This window comes from Geomonas sp. Red276, from assembly GCF_054784495.1.
In genome coordinates, this window is sequence record NZ_BLXW01000028.1 from 31025 (window position 1) to 57755 (window position 26731).

Here is a 26731-nt window from a genome sequence, read left to right on the forward strand (position 1 = left end):
TAGCACTGTGGAGGTCAATAGCCGGGGTGACGTTTGAGCTTTAAGTCGAGCGGCAGGAAGCGCTCAAGGATATCGTCGACGGTGACGATGCCCGCCATCTTCCGCTCTTCGTCGAGGACCGGAACCGCTATCAGGTTGTACTTGGCGATGATCTCGAGGACTTCCTTGGGAGCGTCGTCGATGTCCACGGTCTTCATGTTCACGGTCATGATGTCCTCGATGGGAACGTATCCTTCGCTCAGGATCAGCTCCTTGAGGGAGATGACACCCAGCAGGCGCTCGTCCGGGTCGAGCACGTACGCGTAGTAGACGCTATCAACCTCGGCAGCCTGGATCTTGACCTCCGCCAGCGCCTCCTCCACCGTCAGGTCGACCGGCACGGCGATGAAGCTGTTGTTCATGATGCCGCCGACCGAGTCCTCCTCATGCTCGAGCAGTTCCTGGATCTCCTCGGCGTCTTCGGGTTCCATGAGGCCCAGAAGCTCCTCGGCCTTCTCGGCGGAGAGGTCGCCGAGGACGTCGGCCGCCTCGTCCGGGGACATCTCCTCGAGGATGTCCGAGGCGCGCTCGCTGTCCAGTTCGGTCATGACCCGGCTTCTCAGTTCCGGTTCCAGTTCGTGGATCGCCTCGCCGGCGGTTTCGTCGTCCAGCGAGTTGAGGACGGTGTGGAGGTTGGGGCGGGGGACCCGGGAGATGATGTGCGCGAGGTCGGCCGGGTGCATGTCCGAGATCTGCTCCCTCGCCATGGTGAGCGTCAAGCGCGCCGCGTTCGCCTCGAGGTGGCCGACGAACTCCCAGCTGATCTCCCGCTCGGGAATCTCCCTCTGGACCATCCCCCACAATCTCTCGTATCCCATCCGGCGCAAAAGCCCGCGAAAACCGACGTCGACCGCCATGAGGCAAAGGGCCTCCTTGTGGCGGCCGAGCTTCAGGTCGTTAACACGCACCACCTTGGCGCCGTTGACGTCCACGATCTGCTTGTCCAGGATATCGCGGCGGACGTGGATGTCACCGCCGGTTTCCCGGTACCCCTGCATCTCCTTGACCGAACTTCTGACCGAGATCACCGACGGGTTGAAGAGGACGACCTTCTCCCAGGCCACGGCGTAGGTGGCACCCTTGCGGCGCACCAGTATCTGGCTGACGATGGGGAACTCTTCGTCCGGGGTGATGGCGAGATCGTGCACCTTGCCAAGGACGGCACCGGTGACGTCGATGAGCGGCTTGTCGAGAATTGCGCTGAGGTACATCTGATGTGGGGTCATTGCGTGCTCCTTCCCCGCCGTGCGGGCGACCGCGCACGAGGCTCCGCCTGTCCCGTGGATCGGGCAGGTGAGATGACTGCTGGTGAGGCTGGAAAGGGTGTGACGAGGACACCTTCCGCCGGCTATTCTTTTTCCGCCCATCGAACGGAAAATACGGGGCCGGCAGGAGGCAAAGGGGGATGCCCGGCGTTATCCGTTTTGCGAGGGGGGAATGCTGCTATGGGAGATGCAACTGGGACTGTCCAAAGTGCTAAACTACCTCCGTAGCTGGTCCTGGCTGGACGTGACCGTGGAAAATAAAAAAGGCCGCGGGAAATCCCACGGCCCTGAAAAAAGGTCCCGGTCGATTCCCCTCTCGTAGATTTTCGGCAGTGCACAACGTAGGTTAGTGAAAACCAGCTACCTTAGGTAAAGCCTTATGCCGACAATACCTGGTCTACCCATTGGCGTCTTTCGACATTTCTGGGCAGTAGCTTCTGTTTGTGCAAACGCCTCATGCTAACGAGGAACATCTCCATATACCTTCCTCTCTCATGAATTGTCAAGCCTTTTTCAGTCGTTATCGGCGATTACCTTGCGAAGGATTAGGCATATTTCCGGCCGTCGGTGGGCAATGGTGGCTCCGCCGGTCCGGGTGTCCGTTACCGGTCTCATGAAGGGGGACGAGGTAAGGGAGATACCGCGTGGGCACGGGGTGCCCACCCCACGGAAAAGCGGTTTAGCAGGGTGGGGGCCTTCACCTTGGCGCTATTCCTTTACTCGGTAACGCGGGCCTGGTGCCGGTTATTTCAGCAGAGGAAGTGAGCTTCCGGAGTTTTTGCCCGGCGGGCTGTGCACGTATCCCCCCGTCTCACCGCGCAAATGGCCGGTTCCCGCCAGGATGGAACGAAACCTGCTAGAATCTCACCGACGACCACGCCAATCGACGGGATTCTTTGCTTTTCCCGGAGGCCGCGTGGTATATAGAAACGTCTATATCGTAACCCTACGCCAGGAACCCCCATGCCTCTTCTCACCGCAGCCGATTTGGACGCCATCAGGATATCGGTCAAGGTCGCCCTGGCCGCCACCGCGGTCACCCTGCCGTTCGGCTTTATCCTCGCCTACCTGATGACCTTCGGCCGCTTCCGCGGCAAGGCGATCGTCGAGGTCTTCATCAACCTCCCCCTGACCCTTCCTCCCGTCGTCATCGGTTACCTCCTCCTTTTGGCCCTTGGGAGCCACGGGTGGCTGAGTCCGCTGTTCGATCTGTTCGGTATCCGGCTCATCTTCACCTGGAAGGCGGCCGTGGTGGCCTCCGCCGTGGTCGGCTTCCCCCTCCTGGTCCGCTCCATCAGGCTCGCCATGGGGGCGATCGATCACCAGCTGGTACACGCCTCGCGCACCCTGGGGGCGGGTAAGCTCGATACCCTCTTCTCGGTCATCCTCCCCCTTTCCCGGTCCGGGATCGTCGCCGGTTCCTCGCTGATGTTCGCCCGCAGCTTAGGGGAGTTCGGCGCCACCATCATCGTCGCGGGAAACGTCCCCGGCGTCACCCAGACCATCCCCCTGGCCATCTACGACTACGTTTCGTCCCCGGGCGGGGAATCGGCGGCCCTCTCCCTCTGCGTGGTGGCCATCTCCATCTCGGTGGCGGTCCTCTTCTTCCATGAATACCTGGGCGCCCGGCTGGCGAGGAGAGACTGATGGAACTTGTCATGGATGTCCGGAAAAAGTTCGGCGAGTTCCAACTCGATGCCGGTTTCTCCCTGGCGGGGGATCACGTCGGGATCTTCGGCGAGTCCGGAAGCGGCAAGTCCACCCTGGTCGGGATGCTCGCCGGGCTCATCACCCCGGACGACGGGGTGATAAGGCTGGACGGGGAGACCCTCTTCAGCCGCCCGGAACGGATCGCGCTCCCCCCCGAGCGCAGGAGGATCGCCATGGTCTTCCAGCACGCCTGCCTCTTTCCGCACCTGGACGTCGAGGCCAACCTTCTGTACGGGTTCAAGCGCTGCGAGAAGGGCCACCGGAGGATCACCCTCGCGCCTCTCGTGTCGGTCCTCAAGCTGGACGGGCTTCTCAAGCGCGGGGTCAACAAGCTCTCCGGAGGTGAGCGCCAACGGGTGGCCCTGGGGCGTGCCATCCTTTCCAACCCGCGCCTGCTCCTGATGGACGAGCCGCTCTCCGCCCTGGACGACTCCCTCAAGCAGCAGATCATGCATTACCTGAAGAGTGCCAGCGAAGAGTTCGGAATCCCCTACCTTTTCATCTCCCACTCCCTCTTGGAGATCAGGCTGATGACCAGCCGCGTGCTGGCGGTCGGCGGCGGACAGGTCCTTCGCCAGGCGACTCCCGAGGAGGTGGCCCGCGAGCGGATGGGGCAAAGCCAGGTGGGATACATCAACCTCCTCCCGGCCGAGCTGGTGCGGCGAATCGACGGCCTCTACCAGTACCGCTGGGGAAGCCAGGACCTTCTGATCTCGGCCGGGACGGAGAACCCCTCCGCCATGTTCGAGCTTTCCTCCCGCGACATCATCCTCTTCAAGAAGCATCCCGAGGCGATCAGCGCGAGGAACCTGTTGCAGTGCCGGGTGAGCGAGATTTTCCCTTCCGGGAACAAGGTGGGGGTGGAGATGAGCTGCGGCGGGATGCCCCTGGTGGCCGAGGTGGTCCGGCCGGCCGCCGAGGAGCTGGAGATCCGGGTGGGAAGCGAGATCTACGCGGTGGTCAAGGCCTCGTCGTTCCGAAGGCTTGGGTAGCGCGGGATCTCCATGCGCGGTGAGCGCGGAAAGGGCGCATCGGCTCCGGCGCAGGGCCACAATCGGTGCGGGAAAAGAGAAAGGGGAGGGGACCGTGCGGTCCGCCTCCCCTTTCATCTGTGTGCTCAGGTCGAGGCGATCCAGCCGCCGCCGACCACCCGGGCCCCCTCGTAGAGGACCACCGCCTGCCCCGGGGTCACCCCCTGCTGCGGCTGTTCGAAGTCGACCCGCAGGGTACCGTCGGGGAGAAGTTCCGCCCGGCAGGGGACCGGCCGCTGCCGGTACCGGATGCTGCAGCTCCCGGCGAAGGTTCCCGAGATGGGCCGGTCGGTCCAGGTGGGATCCACCGCGATCAGGCGGCTCCGGTTGAGCTCTTCCCTGGGCCCGACCACTACCCGCGAGGCGGCGTGGTCGATGGCGGTCACGTAGAGCGGCTCCTTCCAGGCGATGCCGAGCCCGCGCCGCTGTCCAACCGTATAGTTGTGGATACCCTTGTGGGTCCCGAGTCGTTTGCCGTCCCGGTCGACGATCTCACCCGGGATGGCGGCGACCCCGTTCTCCTCGAGGAAGCGGACGTAGTCGTTGTCCGGAATGAAGCAGATTTCCTGGCTTTCGTTCTTCTGGGCCACCGGAAGGTTGAACTTCGCGGCCAGCTCGCGGGTCTGCCGCTTCTCCAGCACTCCCACCGGAAAGAGGACCCGCGAGAGCTGGTGCTGCTGCAATGAGAACAGGAAATAGCTCTGGTCCTTACCCGCGTCGTCCCCTTTGATGAGCTGATAGCTGCCGGCCGCGTCGCGCTCGATGCGGGTGTAGTGGCCGGTCGCCAGCAACTCGGCTCCCATCGAGTCGGCAATCTCCATGAGCAGCCCAAACTTGACCTTCTGGTTGCAGCGGGCGCAGGGGTTGGGAGTCAGGCCGGCCGTGTACTCGGCCACGAAGTAGTCCATGATCAGTTCCTTGAAACGCCCCCTGAGGTCGACTACCTCGAAGGGAATTCCAAGCTTCTTGGCCACCCGCCCCGCATCCAGCACGTCGGTGAGCGAGCAACAGGTCTTGCCGCCCGGATCCATCGTTTCCGGCCGGTCGTAAAGCTGCATCGAGACGCCAATCACGTCGTATCCCTGCTCCTTCAGCAGGGCGGCGCTCACCGAGGAGTCCACCCCTCCGCTCATCGCCATCAATACCTTGGTTGCCATTTTTTCGCTAATCCTCGCCCTTTTTCAGGGTCAGTACGTAGTGCCCGTCGACCTCTTTCAGGTCGAGGAGCTTGTGTCCGTCCGCCTTCAGGCTGCGGGGGACGTTTTTAACCGCTTCGCCGTCGTCGAGCAGGAACTCCACCTGGGTTCCCCTGCCGTAATCTTCCAGCGCCAGCTTGGCTTTCACGAAATTGGTCGGGCAGCAGACGCCGCGCAGGTCAACTGTTTCCATCCTGGTCGTTCCTTTCTTTAAACGGAAGCCGGGGCCCCGGTGCAGGGGATGAGGGCATCCACTTCGTCATGAAGCTCGGTTATGGTCGGCCGCTCGCCACAGATGGGGCAGTGCGGGTTTTGCTTGATCGGGACCTCGCGAAACCTCATCCGGAGCGCGTTGTAGGTCAAAAGCCTCCCGGTTAAAAGGTCGCCGGTGCCGAGGAGGTGCTTGATCGCCTCGGTAGCCTGCAGGGTGCCGATCACCCCCGGCAGTACCCCGATGACTCCCGCCCGGGAGCAGGCCGGGACGACCTCCTTGGGTGGGGGCTCGGGGAAGATGCAGCGGTAACAGGGGGATTCGCCCGGTTTGACGGTCATGGTCTGGCCGTCGAATTGGAGGATGCCGCCGTGGGAGTACGGTTTCCCGGTCAGGACGCAGGCGTCGTTGATCAGGAACTTGGCGGCGAAGTTGTCGGTGGCGTCAATGACGAAATCGTAGCCGGAGATGAGGTCCAGGATGTTGCCGGCGTTGACCACCGTCTGGTAGGCGCGGATCTCGATCCCGGGGTTGAGGGCGAGCATCTTCTCGCGGGCCGACTCCACCTTGGGCCTCCCCAGGTCATCGGTGAAATGGATCACCTGGCGCTGGAGGTTGGAGAGATCAACGACGTCGCCGTCGGCGATCCCGATGGTGCCGACTCCGGCGGCGGCGAGGTAGAGCGCGATGGGGGAGCCCAGCCCGCCGGTCCCGATCACCAGCACCCGTCCTTCCAATAGTTTCTGCTGTCCCTTTCCCCCCATCTCTTTCAGGAGGATATGGCGCGAATAGCGCTCGATCTGTTCTTCGGTGAGTGTCACCCTCGGCTCCTCGGTCGTGCTCTTCCGGTTACCGCCCGCCCCTAAAGTGGTAGCCAGCAGGTGGAGTATCCAGGTTGGGAAAGGTTATGTTTGTGAAGGTAAAAAGTCAAGAATAAGTGACCGGCTTCACGAACGCTAATATTTTTTACCTCGGGCGGCTGCCAAGCGTTAGAAAATTGCTATAATCGACCTTCGTTGAGGCGCCCCGGTCCCGCCGCAGGGGAGGGGGGCACGGCATCGCCGCCTGGGCCAACCGCTGGCCGACACTCTACTAAATTGGTCGTATAGGGGGAGCATCCATGGGGGTAATCTCCGGGCGCAGGTCAGTTCTCCCCGGCTTCGGGCCGACCCTGGGCTTTACCGTTTTCTACTTGAGCCTGGTGGTATTGATCCCGCTGTCGGCGCTCTTTCTGAAGACTGCTTCCCTGACCTGGGGCGAGCTGGTAGCCGCCGTCACCTCGCCGCGCGTGGTGGCCTCCTACCGGGTGACCTTCGGTTGCGCGCTCCTGGCGGCCATGGTCAACGCCCTCTCTGGCGTGCTGGTCGCCTGGGTGCTGGTCCGCTACCGCTTTCCGGGGCGTAAGGTCGTCGACGCGCTGGTCGATCTTCCCTTTGCCCTCCCTACCGCGGTGGCCGGGATAACCCTTTCCAGCATCTACGCATCCAACGGGTGTCTTGGCCGTCATCTCGAGCGCTGGGGGATCGAGGTGGCCTTCAAGCCGCTCGGCATCATGGTCGCCATGGTCTTCATCGGGCTTCCCTTCGTGGTGCGTACCGTCCAGCCGGTCCTGGAGGACCTCGACCAGGAACTGGAAGAGGCCGCCTGCTGCCTGGGGGCCGGCCGCTTGGACACCTTCATGCGGGTCCTTTTGCCGCTCATCCTCCCGGCCACCATCACCGGCTTCGCGCTCGCCTTCGCCCGGGCGGTGGGAGAGTACGGCTCCATCATCTTCATCGCCGGGAACATGCCGATGGTGTCGGAGATCACTCCGCTACTGATCATCACCAAGCTCGAACAGTACGACTACGCCGGCGCCACCGCCATCGCCACCGTGATGCTCGTCGTATCGTTCGTGCTCCTCTTGTCCATAAACCTTCTGCAGCGCTGGAGCAGGAGATTCTCCTCCTGACCCGGCCGCTGCCGCGGCGGGGAAACCATGTCCTTTACCGGAATCTACCAGGCCAGCAGCGGGTGTCGTGACACCGGCGAGCCGGTGGCCGTCAGGCTGCTGCTGGTGGCGGTGGCGCTCGGCTTTCTCGCGCTGTTCCTGTTTCTCCCCCTGGGGGCGCTCTTCGCCCAGGCCTTCGCCAAGGGTTGGGACGCCTACCTTTGCGCCCTTTGCGATGAGGAGACCCTCGACGCCCTGAGGCTCACCGGGGTGATCGCCGCCTGCTGCGTCCCGGCCAACCTGGCCTTCGGCGTCGCCGCTTCCTGGGCCGTCGCCAAGTTCACCTTTCCCGGCCGAAGCCTCTTGGTGACGCTGATCGATCTCCCCTTTTCCGTCTCGCCGGTCGTGTCCGGGCTCATCTACGTGCTGGTCTTCGGCCTGCAGGGATGGCTTGGCCCCTTCCTTAAGGCTCACGATCTCAAGATCATCTTCGCGGTGCCGGGGATGGTGCTCGCCACCGTCTTCGTCACCTTCCCCTTCGTCGCCCGGGAACTGATCCCGCTCATGGAGTCCCAGGGAAGCGACGAGGAGGAGGCCGCCCTGACCCTGGGGGCGGGCGGTTTGCAGACTTTTTTGCGGGTGACCTTCCCCAACATGAAGTGGGGGATCATCTACGGGGTCATCCTCTGCAACGCGAGGGCCATGGGGGAATTCGGCGCCGTGTCGGTGGTCTCCGGGCATATCCGCGGATCGACCAACACGGTCCCGCTGCAGGTGGAGATCCTCTACAACGAGTACAACTACGCCGCCGCCTTCGCCGTCGCCTCGGTGCTGGCCCTGCTGGCCCTGGTCACCCTGGCGGTGAAGAGCATGGCCCAGTGGAAGATCCGCCAGCTCAAGTGAGGGGGGATACATGAGCATCGCGATCGAGAAGGTCTGGAAGAGTTTCGGAGGTCTCCCCGCCGTCAAGGGGGTGAGCCTGGCGGTTCCTTCCGGTGAGCTGGTGGCGCTGCTGGGCCCCTCGGGGTCCGGCAAGACCACCCTTTTACGGGTGATCGCCGGCCTCGAGCGCCCCGACAGCGGCCGCGTCCTCTTCGACGGGGAGGAGGCCACCTTCCGGGCGGTCCGGGAGCGGAGGGTCGGCTTCGTCTTCCAGCATTACGCGCTGTTTCGCCACCTGACCGTCTTCGACAACATCGCCTTCGGGCTGGCGGTCAAGCCGAGGAGGGTCCGGCCCGGGAAGACCGAGATCAAGGAGAAGGTGACCGCGCTCCTCAGGCTCATCCAGCTCGAACAGATGGCGGACCGCTACCCGGCCCAGCTCTCCGGGGGACAGCGCCAGCGGGTCGCCCTGGCGCGGGCCCTGGCGGTCGAGCCGCGGGTGCTCCTCCTCGACGAGCCGTTCGGCGCCCTGGATGCCCGGGTCCGCCAGGAGCTGCGGCGCTGGCTCAGGCGGCTGCACGACGATCTGAAGATCACCAGCGTCTTCGTCACCCACGACCAGGAGGAGGCCCTGGAGGTGGCCGACCGGATCGTGGTCATGAATGAAGGGGTGATCGAGCAGGAGGGGACCCCTCTGGAGGTGTACGATCATCCCGCCACCCCCTTCGTTTTCGATTTCCTCGGCAAGGTCAACCTCTTCCGGGGGAGGGCGCCCCACGGCAGGTACTTGGCCAGCGCATCCCCGATTCCCGGTCCTCTTCCAGCCTTCATGATTGCTCCCGTCTCCCCGGCCGGCTTTCATGACATCGAGATCGAGCGCCAGGCGCGGGATGACCGGGCGGTGCCGGCCAAGGTCAGTTTTCTCCTCCCGGCCGGTCCGCTGGTCCGGGTCGAGCTCGCCGTCGACGGCTGCGACTCCTCGCTCGAGGTGGATCTCCCAAGGGACACCGCCGACCGCCTCGCCCTCCGGGTGGGTGACCTGGTCTTTGCCTTGCCCAAACGCGTGGAATCCCCCGCCGGCGACTACCAAATTTGAGTCCTTTTCAGCAGATGCCCGCCTAATGAGGTATCATTTCCTACCGTCGCCGATAAACGTTGCACGACCGGCTCCCTGTCTGCGGGGAAAGCCATTTCTGAAAACACACCATCCAGGTCAAGTAGCTCGAAAAAATACTTGACAAAGATAGATGATGAATATAAACATACCGTATCCGACTGCTATCGTTCCCACTTGCCGCGCTGGCACAACCTGAGAATACCAACCGAAAGGAGCAAGCCCATGTCCCGCATCTTCCTAGACAATTCCCAGTCCATCGGCAATACGCCGCTGGTCAAGCTGAACCACCTGACCAAAGGTGCCAAGGCCACCGTCCTCGCCAAAGTCGAAGGGCGTAACCCAGCGTACTCCGTTAAGTGCAGAATCGGCGCCAACATGATCTGGGATGCGGAGGAGCGTGGTGTGCTGAAGGCCGGCATGGAGATCGTGGAACCGACCAGCGGGAACACCGGCATCGCCTTGGCCTACGTGGCCGCCGCCCGCGGCTACAAGCTCACCCTCACCATGCCGGAGACCATGAGCATCGAGCGCCGCAGGGTGCTGGCCGCCCTGGGGGCCAACCTGATCCTTACCCCCGGCTCCGCCGGCATGAAGGGTGCCGTCAGCCGCGCCGAGGAACTGGCCGCCTCCGATCCCAGCCGCTACTTCCTCCCGCAGCAGTTCAAGAACCCGGCCAATCCGGCCATCCACGAGAAGACCACCGGCCCCGAGATCTGGAACGATACCGACGGCGTCATCGACGTCCTGGTCTCCGGGGTGGGCACCGGCGGCACCATCACCGGCATCTCCCGCTACATCAAGCACACCAAGGGGAAAAAGATCATCACCGTGGCGGTCGAGCCTGCCGAAAGCCCGGTCATCACCCAGAAGCTCGCCGGTGAGGAGTTGAGGCCTGGTCCCCACAAGATCCAGGGGATCGGCGCCGGTTTCATCCCCGAGACCCTCGACCTTTCCATCCTGGACCGGGTCGAGCAGGTGGACAGCAACGAGTCCCTGGAAACCGCCCGCCGGCTGATCAAGGAGGAAGGGCTGCTGGTGGGGATCTCCAGCGGTGCCGCGGTCGCCGCCGCGGTCCGTCTCGCCAACCTTCCCGAATTCGCCGGGAAGAATATCGTGGTCATCCTCCCCGACCTGGCCGAACGTTACCTTTCCACCGCACTCTTCGAAGAGGGCTGATCCGGCCCCTCGTTTCGCCCTAAAAGCCCCGGAGCCTGGTGTTCCGGGGCTTTTACGCGTCCCGGGTGCGCCATCTAGGCAAAAGCCCTACGAAAACAGAGCAATTGCATTGCATCATTCAATTTGGTAGGATACCGGACGATTTCCCTTCTTCCTCATGAGGTGCCCCCGTTTGAGAGTAGGACGTTTCCTGACCGCCGTTTTTTCATGCTTTTGCCTGGTGGCCCTGGCCCATCCGGCGCCGCTCCACGCCGATGCCCCGCCGCAGGTGGTGGAAGGGCTGGTGGTCGGGGTGGCCGAGGGGGATCGCATCACGGTCAATTCCTTCGGAACCGAGATCCACGTCCAACTCTACGGCATCGCCGCTCCCCAGCCTGCCCGCATGGACAAGTACACCGGCTGGTACAAGCCGGGCCAGCCCTACGCCGAGGAGGCCTTCCGGGCTCTCTCCAGCAAGATCCTCCACCAGGTGGTCAAGGTCGAAATCCGGCGCAACATCGTGCTCAAGAACGACCAGGTCGCGCTGGCGGTCGTATACCTCGATCACCGCAACATAAACCTCGAGATGCTGGCGGAAGGGTGGGGATGGGCCTACCGGAGGTTCCTCAACCGGGCCGATCACGCCCACTACCTCGGTGCCGAGAAGTACGCCCGCGCCAAGAAGAACGGGCTCTGGTCCCAGGACAACCCGCAGGCTCCCTGGGATTACCGCCCCAACGTCAGGTTACGCAGGCATACCGGGGGGTAAACTCTCTGGACTCCTTCGGACTGCCCGTATCCCACCCGGACGCCTGTTCTTCCCTCCGGCCAGACCGACTCCGCTGACTCCTTTCGTTACCCTTAACGATCCCGGTCCCGGCCCCGCCACTCCCTCTCTTTCCCGATCCCTCTCTGTCCCCGATCCTTGCCTTGGCTCGACCGCTTCTTTATCAAGGGTCGCTAACCTGCTGATTGCCCGCCTTTTCCTCCCCGCGGGGATCTGCCGATCATGTTATAATGAACCATCGCCGAGGTCGACGCTCACGGTCTGCCGGCGGTAAGGACTCATGACCATGACGGGGAGTAGAGGAGCTGAGGCATCCATCCAGGCCACCATCCTGGTGGTCGAGGACAGCCTGACCCAGGCGGCCATGCTGGAGCGCCTGCTCAGGGAGCGGGGGTATCGGGTCGAGGTCGCCAGAAACGGTCGCGAAGGACTGGAGAAAGCGATCGCCGCCATCCCCGACCTGGTCGTCAGCGATATCGTCATGCCCCTCATGACCGGTTTCGAGCTCTGCAAGGAGATCAAGAACTCCCCCCGCCTCAAAGAGACGCCCGTAATCCTCCTGACCTCGTTGAACGATCCCACCGACGTAATCCGCGGCCTCGAGTGCAAGGCCGACCATTTCCTGACCAAGCCGTACGACGAGGAGGTGCTCCTCGGGCGCATCCGCCAGGTGCTGCGCGCCCGGCGGGAACAGGTGGAGGATGATCCCCGCCTCGGCACCCCGGTCGAGTTCGCCGGCGGCAAGTTCCACATCAACGCCGAAAGGAAGCAGATCCTCGGCCTGCTCCTCTCCACCTACGAGACCGCGGTGGAAAAGAACGGCGCCCTCCTCTCCAGCCAGCAGTCCCTGCGGGAATTGAACGAGCAGCTCGAGGAGCGGATCCAGGCGCGGACCGCCTCCCTGCTCCAGGAAGTCGAAGAACGGACCAGGGCGGAGGAGCGGCTGGGCGAGGTGACCCGGCGCCTGCAGCTGGCCGCCGATTCCGCCCATCTCGGCATCTGGGACCTGGACGTGGCCGCCGACCGGCTCATCTGGGACGAAAGGATGTACCGGCTTTTCGGAGGCAATCCGGGGGAAGCGGTGGGGATCGCGTACTGGAGAGAACGGCTGGATCCGGCCGATCGCGACCAGGTGATGAAAGCCTTCGACGATGCCCTGGCCGGCACCCGGGAGTACGATCTCGAGTACCGGGTGCCGCACCCGGACGGCACCCTCCGGTGGATCAAGGCCAACGGTACCGTCATCCGGGGCGAAGGGGGCGAAGCGATCAGGATGATCGGGGTCTGCCAGGACATCTCCTCACGCAAGAATCTCGAAGATCAGCTCCGGCAGGCCCAGAAGATGGAGGCGGTTGGCCAGTTTGCCGGCGGCATCGCCCACGACTTCAACAACATCCTGACCGCCATCGTCGGTTTCGCCAGCATGGCGCAATTGAAGATGCGCGAGGACGATCCCCTGCGTCCCTACCTCGACCAGGTCCTCTCCGCCGCCGACCGGGCCGCCGGGCTGACCCAGAGCCTGCTGACCTTCAGCCGCAAGCAGGTGATCAACCTCACCCCGGTCAACCTGAACGACCTGATCAAGAAGGTCGAGAAGTTCCTCGGACGCATCATCGGCGAGGACATCAAGCTGGTGATGACCTTCAAGGAAGAGGAGATCATCGTCCATGCCGACGCCGGACAGATCGAACAGGTGCTCCTCAACCTGGCAACCAACGTGCGGGATGCGCTTCCCCACGGCGGCACCCTGTCGATCGTGACCGAGACGGCGGATATCGACCAGGAGTACGTCGATTTCTACCGCAGCGGGTCTCCCGGATGCTACGCCCGGATATCGGTCTCCGATAACGGTAGCGGGATGGATGCCGAGACCAGAAAGCGGATCTTCGAGCCCTTCTACACCACGAAGCAGGTGGGGAAGGGGACCGGGCTCGGGCTTTCCATCGTCTACGGCATCGTGCAGCAGCACAAGGGGTTCATCAACGTCTACAGCGAAGTGGGGCGCGGCACCACCTTCAGCATTTATCTCCCGCTGGCCGTCGGGGTCCAGCTTCCCAAGCCCGGCCAGGGAGCGCTTGCCCCGCCGGTGGGCGGCAACGAGACCGTGCTGTTGGCCGAGGACGAGGCCGTGGTGCGCGAACTGTCGCGGACCGTGCTGGCGGACTTCGGCTACCGGGTCATCGAGGCAAGTAACGGGGAAGAAGCGGTCGAGAAGTTTCGCGAGCACCGCGACGAGATCGACCTCCTCCTCTTCGATATCGTCATGCCGAAGAAAAACGGCAAGGAGGCCTTCGACGAGATCCGGAACATCGCCCCCCAGGTCAAGGCGCTTTTCCTGAGCGGATACCCTGCCGAGATCATCGGTAATACCGGGTTGATCGATGAGGGGGCGGCCCTGATCATGAAGCCGGTTCACCCCCAGGACCTCTTGCGGAGGATCCGGAGAGCGCTCGACGAGCCGGGGGGGGAGGGGGGGAGCCGATGAGAACCCTCTCCGACCCGGAGCTCGCCCGCCTCTGCGACCTGTTCGCCCGCCACATGGGGCTCTCCTTCCCGAAGGAGCGGTGGGATAGCCTGGACTCCGCCTTAGCCGCCGCTTCACGGCGTTTCAAATTCGGCGATCCCCGCGCCTTCGCCGCCTGGCTCCTCTCCTCACCGCTGCACCGCCAGCAGGTGGAGGTGCTGGCCGGTTACCTGACCATCGGCGAGACCTACTTCTTCCGCGACCCCCGCACCCTGGATGTGGCCCAGAAAGAGCTCTTTTCCCCCCTGGTCGCGGCCAGGCGCTGGCGTCAGCGGAGGCTCCGGATCTGGAGCGCCGGCTGCTCCTCGGGCGAGGAACCGTACACCCTCGCCATCCTGCTCGACCGGATGCTCCCCGAGATCGCCCGCTGGAACATCACCATCCTCGCCACCGATCTCAACCCCGACGCCCTTGGCAAGGGGGTCGCCGGCCGCTACGGGAAATGGTCGTTCCGGGCCACCCCCTCCTGGTTCCGCGAGCAGTATTTCGAAAGCTCCCGGGAGGACGAATTCCGGGTGATCGACCGGGTGAGGCGGATGGTATCCTTCGCCTACCTGAACCTGGCCGACGACCGTTATCCCTCGCTGATCACCAACACCAACGCCATGGACGTCATCTTCTGCCGTAACGTCCTCATGTACTTCACCCCCGACGTCGCCCGGGAAGTCGCCTCGAAGCTCGAGCGCTCCCTCGCCGATGACGGCTGGCTCATTCTCGGGCCCGCCGAGAGCCTCCCCCGCGGGTTCCTCCACCTAAAGCCGGTCAGCTTCGGCGGCGTCGTCGCCTACCGCAAGCATGTGCGCCAGCAGGCGGCCCCGCCCTCCCGAGCGGCCGGGAGGGAGCTTGCCGAAGCCGTCCCCGGTGCCCCGGCCGTGGAAGAGGAGGCTGCCGCAGCCAAGCCCCCGCCGCCGTCGTTTCCCGCTGCCGCCAACCTTTTCCGCCTCGGCGAATACGCCGAAGCCGCCCGACAACTGGAAGGGATCGGGGCGGCCGGCAGTCTCACGGCGGACGGCCGCTCGCTGCTGGTCCGCGCCCTGGCCAACGGCGGACGTCTCGACGAGGCGCTGGCCGCCTGCGACGCTGCGCTGGCCGGCGAGAAGCTGGACCCGGCCCTGCACGTCATGCGGGCGGAGATCCTCCAGGAAAAGGGGGAGGGGACCGAGGCCCGGGCATCCTTGCAGCGGGCGCTCTACCTTGATCCTTGTCTGGTGCCCGCCCATTTCGCACTCGGCAACCTCGCCCTTTGGAGCGGCGATGTGCCGGGGGCCTGCCGCCACTTCGAGAACGCGCGCCGGCTCCTCGACCCCCTTCCCGCTGAGGCCGAGGTCCCGGGATCGGAAGGGATGAGCGCCGGGCGGTTACGGGAAGTGCTGGACTCGATGGCCGTCTGCACCGGGCAGGGAACGGGAGGCCGATGATGGCCAAGCGGACGCTCTTCCAGTTCCGTCTCGGCGACCGTCATTTCGCCCTCGACATCGTCGCGGTCGACCGGGTGGTCGGCATGGTCGAACTCCACTCCCTCCCCTATGCCGCCGCAGGGGTGCTGGGGATGGTGACCGTACAGGGGGACCTCGTGCCGGTCGCCGACCTGCGGCCGTTTTGGGGGCTTTCCCCGCACCCCCTTTCGGTAAGCGGCGTGTTGGTCTTCTGCCATGGCGACGGCTCCCGCTTCGCCATCGCGGCGGATGAGGTCGAAGGTGTCCTCGTCGTCGACTCCGGAGAGATCCAGGTGGCCGGCGACCATCCCGCCGGCGGACTCGTTGAGGGGTTGATCCACCGGTACGACCGGCTGCTGGTGCTCCTCGATCCGGTCCGGATCGCCTCCCGTTGCCTGATGGAGCCGGAAGGGGAAGAGGCGCCGGCCGAGCGCGGGGCCGTGGTCAACCTCGTCGGCAGCGGGGGATCCCGGCAGGAGGAGGAGAGGAACCGGGTGGTGCTGCGGGAACGGACCCGGCGGCTTGCCGGAGTGGAGGCCAGGGAAGCGGGGGGGAAGCTGCAACTGGTCGAGTTCACCCTGGCCGGCCAGCCGTTCGCGCTGGAGACCCGGTTTGTCAAGGAGGTCGGGCAGCTGCGGCAGCTTACCCCCCTGCCGGGCACCCCGCCTTTCGTGGCCGGCATCGTCAACCTGCGGGGGACCATCATTTCGGTGGTGGACCTGCGGAGCCTTTTCGAGCTGGACTCCGCCGGTGCCGGCCCTCCCGGGAAGATCATCGTGCTCGGCTACGGCGGGATGGAGTTCGCCCTCCTGGCGGCCTCCATCGTCGGTGTGCGCGGCGTTGCCACCGCCGAACTGAAGCCGTCCCTGCCGACCCTGACCGGCTCCCGGGGGGAATACCTGATGGGGGTGGCCGGCCAGCGCCTCGCCGTTCTCGACGGGGGGAAACTCCTCGCCGACCGCCGCCTGGTGGTCAATCGCGACGTCTGAGTGAGAAGAAGGGAGGTTTCCATCATGAGATGGTTCGAGAAAATGGTAGCCGGCACCATGGCGGGGTCGGAGTTCGTCAGGAACCTGATCGACTTGAGCCTGGAACCGTTGATGATCGTCGGCCCCGACGCCCGGATAGTGGAAGCCAACGAGGCCTTCCTCAAGGTCACCGGTGTCGCCAGGGGGCGGCTTATGGGAAGCGACCCCGCCTCCTATTTCACCGACCCCGAGGCTGCTCGGGAGGGATTCCGCCAGGTACTGGAGCAGGGATACCTGAGCGATTTCCCCCTCTCGATCCGGCACCACGACGGAGCGGTCAACGAGGTGCTTTTCAGCGCCACCTCCTACCGGGACCACGACGGCAAGCTCCTCGGGCTCTTTGCGGTGGCCCGGGACGTCACCCAGCGGCAAAACGGGGAGGAGAAGTTCAAGGCTTTGCTGGAGAACGCTCCCGACGCCATCGTCATCGTCAATACCGATGGCGACATCGTGATGGTCAACGCCCAGACCGAGACGCTCTTCGGGTACCGGCGGGAGGAGATCCTCGGGAACAAGGTCGAGATGCTGGTCCCTCCGCGCTTCCGTGACGAGCACCCGCTGCTCCGCGGGAGATACTTCTCCGACCCGAGGGTGCGGCCGATGGGGGCCGGGCTGGAGCTCTTCGGCCTCAGGAAGGGGGAGGTCGAGTTCCCGGTCGAGATCAGCCTGAGCCCGCTGCAGACCGAGGAGGGGCTCCTGGTGAGCGCCTCCATCCGGGACATCACCCAGCGCAGGCGGGCGGAGGACAAGTTCAGGGGGCTCCTGGAAGGGTTCCCGGACGCGGTGGTGATCGTCAACGCCCAGGGGGACATCGTCATCGTCAACGCCCAGACCGAAGTGCTGCTCGGCTACCGGCGGGACGAGCTCCTCGGCCAGAAGATCGAGATCCTGGTGCCGGAGCGCTTCCGGCCGCGCCACCTGAGACACCGGGCCGGCTACTTCGCCGATCCCCGCGTCCGCCCGATGGGAGCCGGACTCGAACTGTACGCGCTCAAAAAGGACGGTACCGAGGTCCCGGTGGAGATCAGCCTGAGCCCGCTGCGGACCGAGGATGGGGTGCTGGTCACCGCCGCCCTTAGGGATATCACCAAGCAGAAGCAGGCCTCCCAGTACGTCCGGAGCCTGATCGAGGCGAGCCTCGACCCGCTGCTCACCATCAGCGGGGAGGGGAAGATCACCGACGTCAACGAGGCGACCGTCAAGGTGACCGGGCTCTCCCGCGAGGAGCTGCTCGGCACCGACTTCACCCGCTACTTCACCGATCCCGACCAGGCCCGGGAAGGGTACCGGCTCGCCTTCCAGCAGGGGGCGGTGACCGACTATCCCCTCACCATAAGGCACCGTGACGGCTCGCTGGTGGATGTCATCTTCAACGCCTCGGTCTACCGCGACGCCCAGGGCACCGTCCAGGGGGTCTTCGCCGCCGCGCGCGACGTCACCCAGAGAAAGCGGGTCGACCAGGAGCTCAAGGAGCTGAACCGGACCCTCGAACAGCGGGTCGCCGAGCGGACGGCCAACATCATGCGCCAGAACAGGGAGATCCTGGAGGCCGCCGAGATCCTCGCCGCCTCCTCGAGCCAGATCATGACCTCCATGAGCCAGATCGCTTCCAGCGCGGCGGAAACGGCGGCCACCGTCAACGAGACCAACAGCATCGTCGAGGAGGTCAAGCTGACCGCCGAGGTGGCCAGCCAGAAGGCGAGGAAGGTTTCCGATGCCGCCCCCAGGACGGTTTCCGTGGCCCAGAACGGCCGCCGCTCGGTCGAAGAGACCATCAACGGCATGGGGCGGATCCAGGAACAGGTCGCCTTCCTCACCGAGAGCATCGTCCGGCTCTCCGAGCAGAGCCAGGCAATAGGCGAGATCATGGCCACGGTAAGCGACCTGGCCGAACAGTCCAACCTCCTTTCCGTCAATGCCGCCATCGAGGCGGCCAAGGCCGGTGAGCAGGGCAAGGGGTTCGCCGTGGTCGCCCAGGAGGTGAAAAGCCTGGCCGAGCAGTCCAAGGAGGCCACCGGACAGGTGCGGGCCATCCTGAGCGACATCCAGAAAGCCACCAACACCGCCGTGATGGCAGCGGAGCAGGGGAACAAGGCGGTCGAGGAGGGGGTGCGCCAGTCCCGCGAGGCTGGGGAGGCGATCCGGCTGATGGGGGAAAGCATCGAGGAGTCGGCCCAGGCCGCGGTGCAGATCAGCGCCTCCAGTCAGGAGCAGTCCTCCGGCATGGACCAGGTCGCCCTGGCCATCGGCGACATCAAGCAGGCGAGCGAGCAAAACGCCACCGGCATGAAACAGGTGGAGGGAGCGGTCCAGAATCTCCACGAGCTGGGCAGGAAACTCAAGGAACTGGTCGAGCAGTACAAGGAATGACCCATGGAACGGGACGCCGAATTCCAGAGGCACCTATTGGAGACCTTCAGGCAGGAGGCCGACGAGCACCTGGCCGGGATCACCTCCGGGCTGGTCTCGCTCGAGGCCGGGGGGGAGGTGCCGGGCGAGGAGCTTCTCGAGACGGTCTTCCGCGAGGCCCACAGCCTCAAGGGGGCGGCCCGGTCGGTGGGAAGGGGAGACGTCGAGGCGCTCTGCCAGGCGATGGAGGGGCTATTCGCCTCCTTGAAGCACGGAACCGTCCGGACTTCTCCGGAACTCTTCGATCTTCTCCAGCAGGCCGCCGATCTGCTCCAGTTGCTGGTAACCGGCGGGGGAGAGGGGGGCAAGGGGGGAGGAGAGCGGGAAATTATCCGGCGCCTTGGCCAGGCCGCCCGCGGGGAGGCGTTCGGTAGCGGACCCGTTGAGGGGCAAGCGGCCGAGGCGCAGGCGGCCGAGGCGCAAAGTCGTTCTCAGTCTAAGGCCCCGGGTACACGACGCCAGGCTCAACCGGCCTCTGTTTCCCCGGCGGCGACTGGAGCACCGGGAGGCGGAGCTTCAGCTCCCGGGCTGGAGGGTGCCGGTGCGCTCGGGGAAACTCTCCGGCCGGAAGCGGAGCCCCTGGAGACGGTGCTCCCTCCGTCGGGTGGGGACGGGGAGGGGGGGCACCGCGACAACGGTGCGGTCGCGGCCCCCGCCTCTCCCGAAACCGTGCGGGTTGCCTGGAACAAGCTCTCCACCGTGCTCCTTCTCTGCGAGGAGATGCTCGCCGCCAAGCTCTCCGCCCGCCAACGGGCGGTCGGGCTGCGGCAGCTCCGCGCCTCCTTTTCCGAATGGCACAAGCAGTGGATGAGGATCGGCCCCGATTTCCAGCGGGTACGCGCCCTGGTCGCCATCGACGAGAGGGGACCGGCGGGACAGGGGGGAATCCGCCGCCTCCTCGATTTCCTTGCCTGGAACGAGGACTTCCTTGCCTCCCTCGAGGCCCGCTATTCCGGTCAGAGCCGGGAATCCGACCTGGAAAGCCGGACCCTCGCCGCCCTGGTCGATTCCCTCCTGGGCGAGGTCCGCAAGGCGATGATGTTCCCGTTTTCCACCCTGCTGAAGGCCTTCCCCAAGATGGCCCGCGATCTGGCCCGGGGGAGCGGCAAGGAGGTCGATCTCCTCATCAAGGGGGAAGAGATCGAGATCGATCGCCGGATCCTCGAGGACATGAAAGACCCGCTCACCCACCTCCTTCGTAACGCCATCGGACACGGCATCGAGCTCCCCGAGGAGCGTGAAAGCCGAGGAAAGCCGAGGCGAGGCACGGTGGTCTTCGAGATCGCCTCCCACGACGGTAAGGCGGAAATCGCGGTCAGCGACGACGGCAGCGGCATCGACCCGGAGCGGGTCCGGGAAGCGGTGGTCCGCCTCGGGAGGTTCTCCGCCGGTGAGGCCGGCACCCTCACCGACAGCGAGCTCCTCCCCCTGGTCTTCCTCTCCGGGCTCTCCACCAACCCTTCGGTGAACGAAATCTCCGGAAGGGGGCTCGGGCTCGCCATCGTGAGGGAAAAGGCCGAACAGCTGGGGGGGGCCGCCAGCGTGGAAACCTCCCCCGGGCGGGGAACGACCTTCCGCGTGGTGGTGCCGGTCTCGGTCGCCACCTTCCGGGGGATTCTGCTCCGTATCGGGGATCGGAGCTTCGTGGTGCCGGCTACCCACGTCGACCGGGTCCTCCGCCTGAAGGGGCGGGAGATTCACCGCATCCAGGAGGCCGATACCATCGCGGTGGACGACCGGCCGGTGCCGCTCGTTTCGCTTGGCGAGCTGCTGGGGATACCGCTATCCCTCCATGAGTTACCCCGCCTGCAGGCGGTGGTGGCGACCCTGGCCGGACAGACGCTCGCCTTGCTGGTGGACGAGGTGCTCGGCGAGCAGGAGGTGCTCCTGAAACCGCTCGGGCCCCAGCTCGAGCGGGTCCCATGGGTGACCGGGGCGGCACTCCTGGGATCGGGAAACGTGGCACCCATCCTCAACCTGGCCGACCTTTCCAAGAGCGCAACCGGGAGCAGGCGGCCGACCGGGACCCTGGCCGAGGCGGGTGCGGGGAAGGTGGGGCGGATCCTGGTGGTCGAGGATTCCATCACCTCCCGCACGCTCCTAAAGAACATCCTGCAGGTCGGCGGGTACCAGGTGACCACCGCCTACGACGGGGTGGACGCCCTCTCCAAGCTCGAGGAGAATGGCTTCGACCTGGTGGTTTCCGACGTCGACATGCCGAGGCTAAACGGCCTCGACCTCACCGCCGCCATCCGTCGCCATCCCCGCCACGGCACCCTTCCCGTCATCCTGATCACGGCGCTGGGAAGCCGTGAGGACCGGGAGCGCGGGATCGATGCCGGAGCCAATGCCTACCTCGTCAAGAGCCGCTTCGACCAGGATGACCTCCTGGCGGTGGTGCGGCGTTTCTGTTAGGAGGCGCCATGATCAAGGTACTGGTAGTCGATGATTCCAAGGTGGCCCGGGAGATGATCACCCACATCCTTACCGCCGACCCGGACATCAAGGTGATCGGGACCGCCGCCGACGGTTACCGGGCGCTGGTCGCCCTGGAACGCCAGCGGCCCGACGTCGTCACCATGGACGTCCACATGCCGGGGCTGGACGGATTCGCGACCACCAGGGAGATCATGCGCGAGCACCCGGTCCCGGTGGTCATCGTCACCGCCACCCTCGATCCCAAGGCCGATACCGCCCTTTTCCGCACCCTCGAGGCCGGAGCCCTCGCCATCCTCCTCAAGCCTCCGGGATTCGGGCATCCCGACCATGCCCGGGCGGCGGCGGAACTGCTCCAGACCGTCCGGCTGATGTCCGAGGTCAGGGTGGTCCGGCGCAGTTATCGCAAATCGCGGCTTACCTCTCCGGTGAAGCACGAGGTCACCGCGCCCCCCAAGCTGGTGGCCATGGGTGCTTCCACCGGCGGCCCCGTGGTGGTGAAGAACATCATCTCCGCCCTCCCGGGCAACTTCCCGTTTCCGCTCCTGGTGGTACAGCACATGGCCGGGGAGTTCCTGGCCGGGTACGTAGAGTGGCTCGGGGGATCGTCCGAGCTGTCGGTGAAACTCGGGGAGTCGGGGGAAACGGTGCGGGGGGGAAGCGTCTATATCGCGCCGGGCGGCGTCGACATGGGGCTCGACGGACGCGGACGGATCGTGCTCACTCCCGGCGCCCCGGGGCAGCTTCTCTGCCCCTCGGTGAATCATCTCTTCAGAAGCGTCGCCATCCAGTGTGGCAGCCAAGCGGTAGGGATCCTCCTGACGGGAATGGGGAACGACGGCGCCGCCGGATTGAAGGATATGAGGGACGAGGGTGCGCTCACCATCGTCCAGGACGAGGAGAGTTCCGTCATCTTCGGCATGCCCGGCGAGGCGATCCGGATGGGAGGCGCCCGGCAGGTCCTCTCGCCCGACAGCATCATCACCCTCTTGAAAGGGTTGGCGGGCCGTGTGGTGTAGACGAGGATTTACGATACACTCTCCTCATGCTAAGGCTTTGATTTCAGTCGTAGATGGTGCTATTTTGCATCACCGGTTTTCTATCGCCACCCGAAGGGACCCCCGATGCACCGACACCACCCCCCGACACAACCTCCGCAGGCCGGGCCATTGCCGCCCATCGGCCGAAGCGAACAGGAGTTTCGCACCCTGGTGGATGGGATCCCGCAGCTGTGCTGGATCGCCCAGGCCGATGGCGCCGTGATCTGGTACAACCGCCGCTGGTACGAGTTTACCGGGACCACCCCCTCGGAAATGGAGGGGTGGGGATGGGAGGCTGTTCACGATCCGGCGGTATTGCCAAAGGTGCTCGAGAGGTGGAACGATTCCATTGCCACCGGCGAACCGTTCGAGATGACCTTCCCGCTCAGGCGGGCCGACGGCGTGTTCCGGCACTTTCTGACCCGTGTGCTGCCGCTGCGCAACCAGGGTGGCCGCGTGGTCCGCTGGTTCGGCACCAACACGGACGTCACCGAGCAGCGGGAGGCCGAGGAGCAGCTGCGCCGGGCCCATGACCAGCTCGACCTGCGGGTGCGGCAGCGGACCGAGGAGCTCGACGCAACCGTACAGACCCTTTTGCACGAGATCGGGGAACGGCAGCGGATCGAGCAGCATCTGCGCCGCCTCAACCGGCTCTACGTGGTTTTGAGCGAGATCGACCAGGCGATCGTCCGCGCCAAGAGCCGGGGAGCGCTCTTCAGGGATTTCTGTCGGATCGCCACCGAGGAGGGAGGTTTCCTGCTGGCGTGGGTGGGGCTCGTGGACGGCAATGGCAACGTCAGGGTCACTGCCGCCAGTGGAGCCACCGGCTACCTCGAAGGGATGACGGTCTCCCTGACCGGGGAGTCCGCCAAAGGCCCGACCGGCATCTCCGTCCGGAAGGGGACCTACTACATCTGCAACGACTTCCAGAACGCGGAGTGCACCCGTCCCTGGCACGAAAGGGGGCGCTCCTTCGGGATCGGCTCCTCCGCTTCCATCGTTCTCAAGGAGGACGGCGCCGCGATTGGTGCGCTGACCCTCTACTCGACCGAGAAAGACTTCTTCGACGACCAGCAGGTGGCCCTGCTCCGCCAGATGGGGGCCGACATCTCCTTCGCCATGGAAAACCTCAAGCGTGAGCAGCGCCGGCGCGAGGCCGAGAAGGCGCTGCAGCAGGAGACGCTGGAGAGGCTTTGGACCATGGAGACCCTCAGGGAGAAGGAGCGGATGCTGATCCAGCAGAACCGGCAGGCCGCCCTCGGGGAGATGATCGGCAACATCGCGCACCAGTGGCGCCAGCCGCTCAACTCCATCGCCCTTTTGGTGCAGGAGCTCCCCATGACCTACGATGCGGGGAGTTTTTCCCGGGAGTACCTCGATAAGACGGTGGCGACGGTGATGTCGGTGATCCACCACATGTCGCACACCATCGACGACTTCCGGAATTTCTTCCGGCCGGACAAGGAGAAGGTGACCTTCCCGGTGCGCCAGGTGGTCGATAACGTCATCGGGATCGTCGATGCCAGTCTCCGGTCTCACGGGATCCGGCTCGAGGTGACCGGTCATGGCGATCCCCAGATCTTGGGCTACCCCAACGAATATTCCCAGGTGGTCATGAACGTGCTCCTCAATGCCCGCGACGTCCTCACCCACCGGGCCATCGAGGACCCCCGCATCCAGGTGGAGTTCGCCAACGAAGGGGAGCGCTCCGTGGTTACCATCCGTGACAATGCGGGGGGGATCCCTCCCGAAATCGCCGACAAGATCTTCGACCCGTACTTCACCACCAAGGGGCCCGACCAGGGGACCGGCCTTGGGCTCTACATGTCGAAGGCGATCATCGAAAAGAGCATGAACGGCCGGATCACGGCCAGTAACGCAGGGGAGGGGGCCGAGTTCCGTATCGAGGTGTAGCCTGTCGGAAGTTTCACCAACCAGCCGGGAAGGAGGATTCTATGGAACGCAAGACGATCAGGTTCAGCGCGAAAGTCGGAGTGGTTGCCATCATCTTTGGCGCCGGTTTCTTCTGCGGATCGGTTACGCAGCGTAATGCCGATGCCCAGATGGAAGAGGTGGGACAGTCGCTTCTAAAGAAAGCGGCCGGAAGCGGCGGCCTGGTTGGCACCGTGGCCCAACTGGGAACCACCATCGCCGATATGGAAAAGCAGGTGAACGGCCTGCAGCAAAACCTCGGCGTACTTAAGAAGGTGAAAAGCTCGCTCGCAGGCGGATCGCACTAGGCGGTGGAGGCCAGTCGAGCCGGCGGGCGGGGCGGGGTTGCATAATGGAGGCCCCCGTGCTAATTCTAGGGGAGCCATTCCAATGAGAACGGAAGTATCAGCGTAGTGACCGAATCCAACAACCTCGCCCGCCGGCTCCTTTTGACCGCCTGCATCATCAGCTTCTGCTGTTTCCTCGGATCCTACATGCGGATTCCGATCGTACCCTTGCTTGCCACCTCCCTCGGGGCGGACACCGCCGAGGTCGGGATGATCAACGGGGCCTTCATGCTGGTAGCCGGGGCCATGTCGATCCCTTCCGGGCTTCTCTCCGACCGCCTGGGGCGCCGCGTCCCGCTGCTCGGGGGGCTCACCCTGCTGGCCCTTTCCTCGCTTTTACTGTACTGGAGCCAAAGCCCGCTGCAGATGGGGCTCGTCTACCTCCTCTTCGGGATGGGGCTTTCCGCCTTTTCTCCCACCCTCATGTCGTACGTGGCGGACGTCACCCCGCCGGAGGTGATCGGCCAGGCTTACGGCCTTTACACCATGGCGCTCTACGGAGGGATGACCCTCGGCCCGGCCGCCGGCGGTTTCGTCGGCACCGCGCTGGGGCTGCGGACCGTTTTCCTCGTCTCCGCCGGGATCATCTTCACCATGCTGCTGGTGGCCGTCTTCTTCCTTCCGGCCCAGCCGCCGCACCGTCACCACGGGCGGCCGGCCATCCTCCCCCAGTTGAGGGAACTGATGGGAAACCGCCGCCTGCTGGCCTGCCTGGCCGGCACGGGGGGCGGCTGCATCGGCTTCGGCATGTTCGTCACCTTCATGCCCCTGTACATCAGAAGCCGCGGGCTGGGGACCATGGAGGTGGGCGCCGTCTTCGCCACCCAGGCCCTCTCCAACGCGCTCTCCCGTCTCCCCTCCGGAAAACTCTATGACAGGGTGAAGGACAAGAGCCTGCTGGTCAGTGGCGGCCTGGCGGTCTTTGCGGCGGCGCTGGCCTCCTTCCAGTTCTTCGGAACACTTTTGCCGCTGGTCGCGGTGGCGGCGATCATGGGAGTCAGCATGGGGGTGGCCTTCACGGTGATCGGTGCCCTCATCGCCGATGTCGTCGCCCGTCCGTTGCGGGGGCTGGCGATGGGATGCTATAACACCAGCGTCTACGCCGGGATGATGGCGAGCTCGGTCGGTGTCGGCCACGTCATCCGCGGCTACGGCTTCAACGCGGGCTTCACCCTGAGCGCGGCCGCAGTCGGCGTCGTCATGCTCCTCTTCGGATTTCTCTACCACCGGGCCGGGTAGCAGGCCCAGGGGACCTTTCACCATGTTTCCCGATCGATCGAGCTATCAAGCCATCTACGCGGTCGTTTCCCGGATTCCCCCCGGTTGCGTCGCCACCTACGGCCAGGTCGCGGCTCTCGCCGGGCTCCCGCGCCGTGCGAGGCTCGTCGGCTACGCCCTGAGCGCCCTGAGCGATAAAAGCGTGCCGTGGCACCGGGTGGTCAATGCCAAAGGGGAGATCAGCCACCGAAGCTCGGGCTCCGGCGGGGGAGACATCCAGCGGCTGGCCCTCGAACGGGAGGGGGTGGCATTCGATTCCCGCGGGAGGATCGATTTCTCCCGCTACCGCTGGCGCCCCGGACCCCAGCTTTTGAGCTGACGGGAGCCCCCATCTGCATGATCTTGTCGCTATGGGATTAAGGAGAAATTAAAAATGAACCTGGTATTGATTGGCTATCGGGGTACGGGGAAAAGCAGGGTGGGGCGGCTCTTGGCCCAGCGCCTGGGGATGAGCCGGGTGGCGATGGACGAGGAGATCGAGCGCAAGGCCGGAAAGACGACGCCGGAGATTGTCGCCGAAGGAGGATGGCCGAAATTCCGCGACCTGGAGAGCGAGGTGGCGCGGGAGTTGGCCGGGCGGGATGGCCTGGTCATCGACACCGGCGGCGGCGTGATCGAGCGCCCGGAGAACATGGAGGTTCTTTCCGCTGACGCCCTGGTGGTCTGGATGAAGGCTTCGGTGGAGACCATCGTCTCCCGCATCAAAGGGGGGACCCACCGCCCCGCTTTGGTGGACGGCAAGAGTTTTACCGAGGAGGTGGCTGAGGTGCTGCAGCGGAGGACGCCGCTCTACGAAAAGGCGGCAGACGTGGAAATCGACACGGACGGGCTGGCACCGGAAGCGATTGCCGCACGGATCATCGAGGCATGGAAAGAGCGGGTAGGGTAACTTTTTTCAGCCAGAGAGCGGTTTTCCCCATCCTCACCCGCCTTCGCCAAGGCTACGGCGGGCACGCCCTGTCACTTGAAGGGGAGGGG

General features: G+C 64.9%; 22 protein-coding genes and 1 riboswitch. Of the genes, 18 read left to right on the forward strand and 4 right to left on the reverse strand.

Translation table 11 applies throughout. From position 1 onward, the window contains the following. Positions 1–14: 14 nt before the first annotated feature. Positions 15–1265 (reverse strand): magnesium transporter MgtE N-terminal domain-containing protein, encoded by a 1251-nt coding sequence (locus ACYVL5_RS17285; protein WP_460596822.1) that lies wholly within the window; start codon positions 1263–1265, stop codon positions 15–17. 343 nt (positions 1266–1608) lie between these two features. Next, positions 1609–1778, reverse strand: a riboswitch (M-box (ykoK) riboswitch). 489 nt (positions 1779–2267) lie between these two features. Between ACYVL5_RS17285 and modB the strand changes: the two genes are divergently transcribed. Together modB and modC are read left to right on the forward strand one after the other, a co-directional pair. Further along, positions 2268–2951 carry a molybdate ABC transporter permease subunit gene (modB, locus tag ACYVL5_RS17290; protein ID WP_460596823.1) on the forward strand — a complete coding sequence of 228 codons (684 nt, stop codon included), beginning with the start codon at positions 2268–2270 and terminating at the stop codon, positions 2949–2951. Beyond that, positions 2951–4006 carry a molybdenum ABC transporter ATP-binding protein gene (gene modC, locus ACYVL5_RS17295; protein WP_460596824.1) on the forward strand — a complete coding sequence of 352 codons (1056 nt, stop codon included), beginning with the start codon at positions 2951–2953 and terminating at the stop codon, positions 4004–4006. The genes modB and modC overlap by 1 nt, the downstream gene beginning before the upstream one ends. A 125-nt stretch (positions 4007–4131) precedes the next feature. On the opposite strand, the gene mnmA is transcribed toward modC, so the two are convergent. The 3 genes from mnmA to ACYVL5_RS17310 are packed head-to-tail and all read right to left on the reverse strand — an operon-like array spanning position 4132 to position 6273. Continuing rightward, the gene (gene mnmA, locus ACYVL5_RS17300; RefSeq protein ID WP_460596848.1) at positions 4132–5214 is read right to left on the reverse strand and encodes a tRNA 2-thiouridine(34) synthase MnmA; all 1083 of its coding nucleotides are present in this window, start codon (positions 5212–5214) and stop codon (positions 4132–4134) included. Continuing rightward, positions 5210–5434, reverse strand: a complete 225-nt coding sequence (locus ACYVL5_RS17305; protein ID WP_460596825.1) for a sulfurtransferase TusA family protein — start codon at positions 5432–5434, stop codon at positions 5210–5212. Before ACYVL5_RS17305 ends, mnmA begins: the two co-directional genes overlap by 5 nt. 17 nt (positions 5435–5451) lie before the next feature. Next, the gene (locus tag ACYVL5_RS17310; RefSeq protein ID WP_460596826.1) at positions 5452–6273 is read right to left on the reverse strand and encodes a HesA/MoeB/ThiF family protein; all 822 of its coding nucleotides are present in this window, start codon (positions 6271–6273) and stop codon (positions 5452–5454) included. 299 nt (positions 6274–6572) lie between these two features. On the opposite strand from ACYVL5_RS17310, the gene cysT reads away from it, so the two are divergent. The 16 genes from cysT (at position 6573) to ACYVL5_RS17390 (ending at position 26642) form a co-directional block, all read left to right on the forward strand. After that, positions 6573–7403: an ABC transporter permease gene (gene cysT / locus ACYVL5_RS17315; RefSeq protein ID WP_460596827.1), complete on the forward strand. Its 831-nt coding sequence runs from the start codon at positions 6573–6575 to the stop codon at positions 7401–7403. Between the two features lie 27 nt (positions 7404–7430). Next, positions 7431–8285 (forward strand): sulfate ABC transporter permease, encoded by an 855-nt coding sequence (gene cysW / locus ACYVL5_RS17320; protein ID WP_460596828.1) that lies wholly within the window; start codon positions 7431–7433, stop codon positions 8283–8285. Positions 8286–8295: 10 nt separating this feature from the next. Next, on the forward strand, positions 8296–9360 hold the full coding sequence (locus ACYVL5_RS17325; RefSeq protein ID WP_460596829.1) for a sulfate/molybdate ABC transporter ATP-binding protein: 1065 nt from the start codon (positions 8296–8298) through the stop codon (positions 9358–9360). Between the two features lie 243 nt (positions 9361–9603). Further along, a complete protein-coding gene (cysK, locus tag ACYVL5_RS17330) occupies positions 9604–10557 on the forward strand; it encodes a PALP domain-containing protein (protein ID WP_460596830.1) in 954 nt (317 codons plus the stop codon). A gap of 172 nt (positions 10558–10729) precedes the next feature. Further along, positions 10730–11305: a thermonuclease family protein gene (locus tag ACYVL5_RS17335; protein WP_460596831.1), complete on the forward strand. Its 576-nt coding sequence runs from the start codon at positions 10730–10732 to the stop codon at positions 11303–11305. A 304-nt stretch (positions 11306–11609) separates the two neighbouring features. Then, complete coding sequence (locus ACYVL5_RS17340) at positions 11610–13808, forward strand: response regulator (protein ID WP_460596832.1); 2199 nt, start codon at positions 11610–11612, stop codon at positions 13806–13808. Then, on the forward strand, positions 13805–15265 hold the full coding sequence (locus tag ACYVL5_RS17345; RefSeq protein WP_460596833.1) for a CheR family methyltransferase: 1461 nt from the start codon (positions 13805–13807) through the stop codon (positions 15263–15265). Before ACYVL5_RS17340 ends, ACYVL5_RS17345 begins: the two co-directional genes overlap by 4 nt. Beyond that, positions 15265–16272: a chemotaxis protein CheW gene (locus ACYVL5_RS17350; protein ID WP_460596834.1), complete on the forward strand. Its 1008-nt coding sequence runs from the start codon at positions 15265–15267 to the stop codon at positions 16270–16272. Before ACYVL5_RS17345 ends, ACYVL5_RS17350 begins: the two co-directional genes overlap by 1 nt. Positions 16273–16296: 24 nt before the next feature. Further along, complete coding sequence (locus tag ACYVL5_RS17355; RefSeq protein ID WP_460596835.1) at positions 16297–18681, forward strand: methyl-accepting chemotaxis protein; 2385 nt, start codon at positions 16297–16299, stop codon at positions 18679–18681. A gap of 3 nt (positions 18682–18684) precedes the next feature. Then, positions 18685–21135 carry a hybrid sensor histidine kinase/response regulator gene (locus ACYVL5_RS17360; RefSeq protein ID WP_460596836.1) on the forward strand — a complete coding sequence of 817 codons (2451 nt, stop codon included), beginning with the start codon at positions 18685–18687 and terminating at the stop codon, positions 21133–21135. An 8-nt stretch (positions 21136–21143) separates the two neighbouring features. Then, on the forward strand, positions 21144–22175 hold the full coding sequence (cheB, locus tag ACYVL5_RS17365) for a chemotaxis-specific protein-glutamate methyltransferase CheB (protein WP_460596837.1): 1032 nt from the start codon (positions 21144–21146) through the stop codon (positions 22173–22175). A gap of 105 nt (positions 22176–22280) precedes the next feature. Next, complete coding sequence (locus ACYVL5_RS17370) at positions 22281–24110, forward strand: ATP-binding protein (protein ID WP_460596838.1); 1830 nt, start codon at positions 22281–22283, stop codon at positions 24108–24110. 41 nt (positions 24111–24151) lie between these two features. Further along, on the forward strand, positions 24152–24436 hold the full coding sequence (locus ACYVL5_RS17375; protein ID WP_460596839.1) for a hypothetical protein: 285 nt from the start codon (positions 24152–24154) through the stop codon (positions 24434–24436). A gap of 105 nt (positions 24437–24541) precedes the next feature. Continuing rightward, on the forward strand, positions 24542–25714 hold the full coding sequence (locus ACYVL5_RS17380) for an MFS transporter (RefSeq protein WP_460596840.1): 1173 nt from the start codon (positions 24542–24544) through the stop codon (positions 25712–25714). Positions 25715–25736: 22 nt separating this feature from the next. Beyond that, positions 25737–26072 carry an MGMT family protein gene (locus ACYVL5_RS17385; RefSeq protein WP_460596841.1) on the forward strand — a complete coding sequence of 112 codons (336 nt, stop codon included), beginning with the start codon at positions 25737–25739 and terminating at the stop codon, positions 26070–26072. Between the two features lie 54 nt (positions 26073–26126). Beyond that, positions 26127–26642, forward strand: coding sequence for a shikimate kinase (locus ACYVL5_RS17390; RefSeq protein WP_460596842.1), 516 nt, complete (start codon positions 26127–26129; stop codon positions 26640–26642). Positions 26643–26731 lie beyond the last annotated feature (89 nt).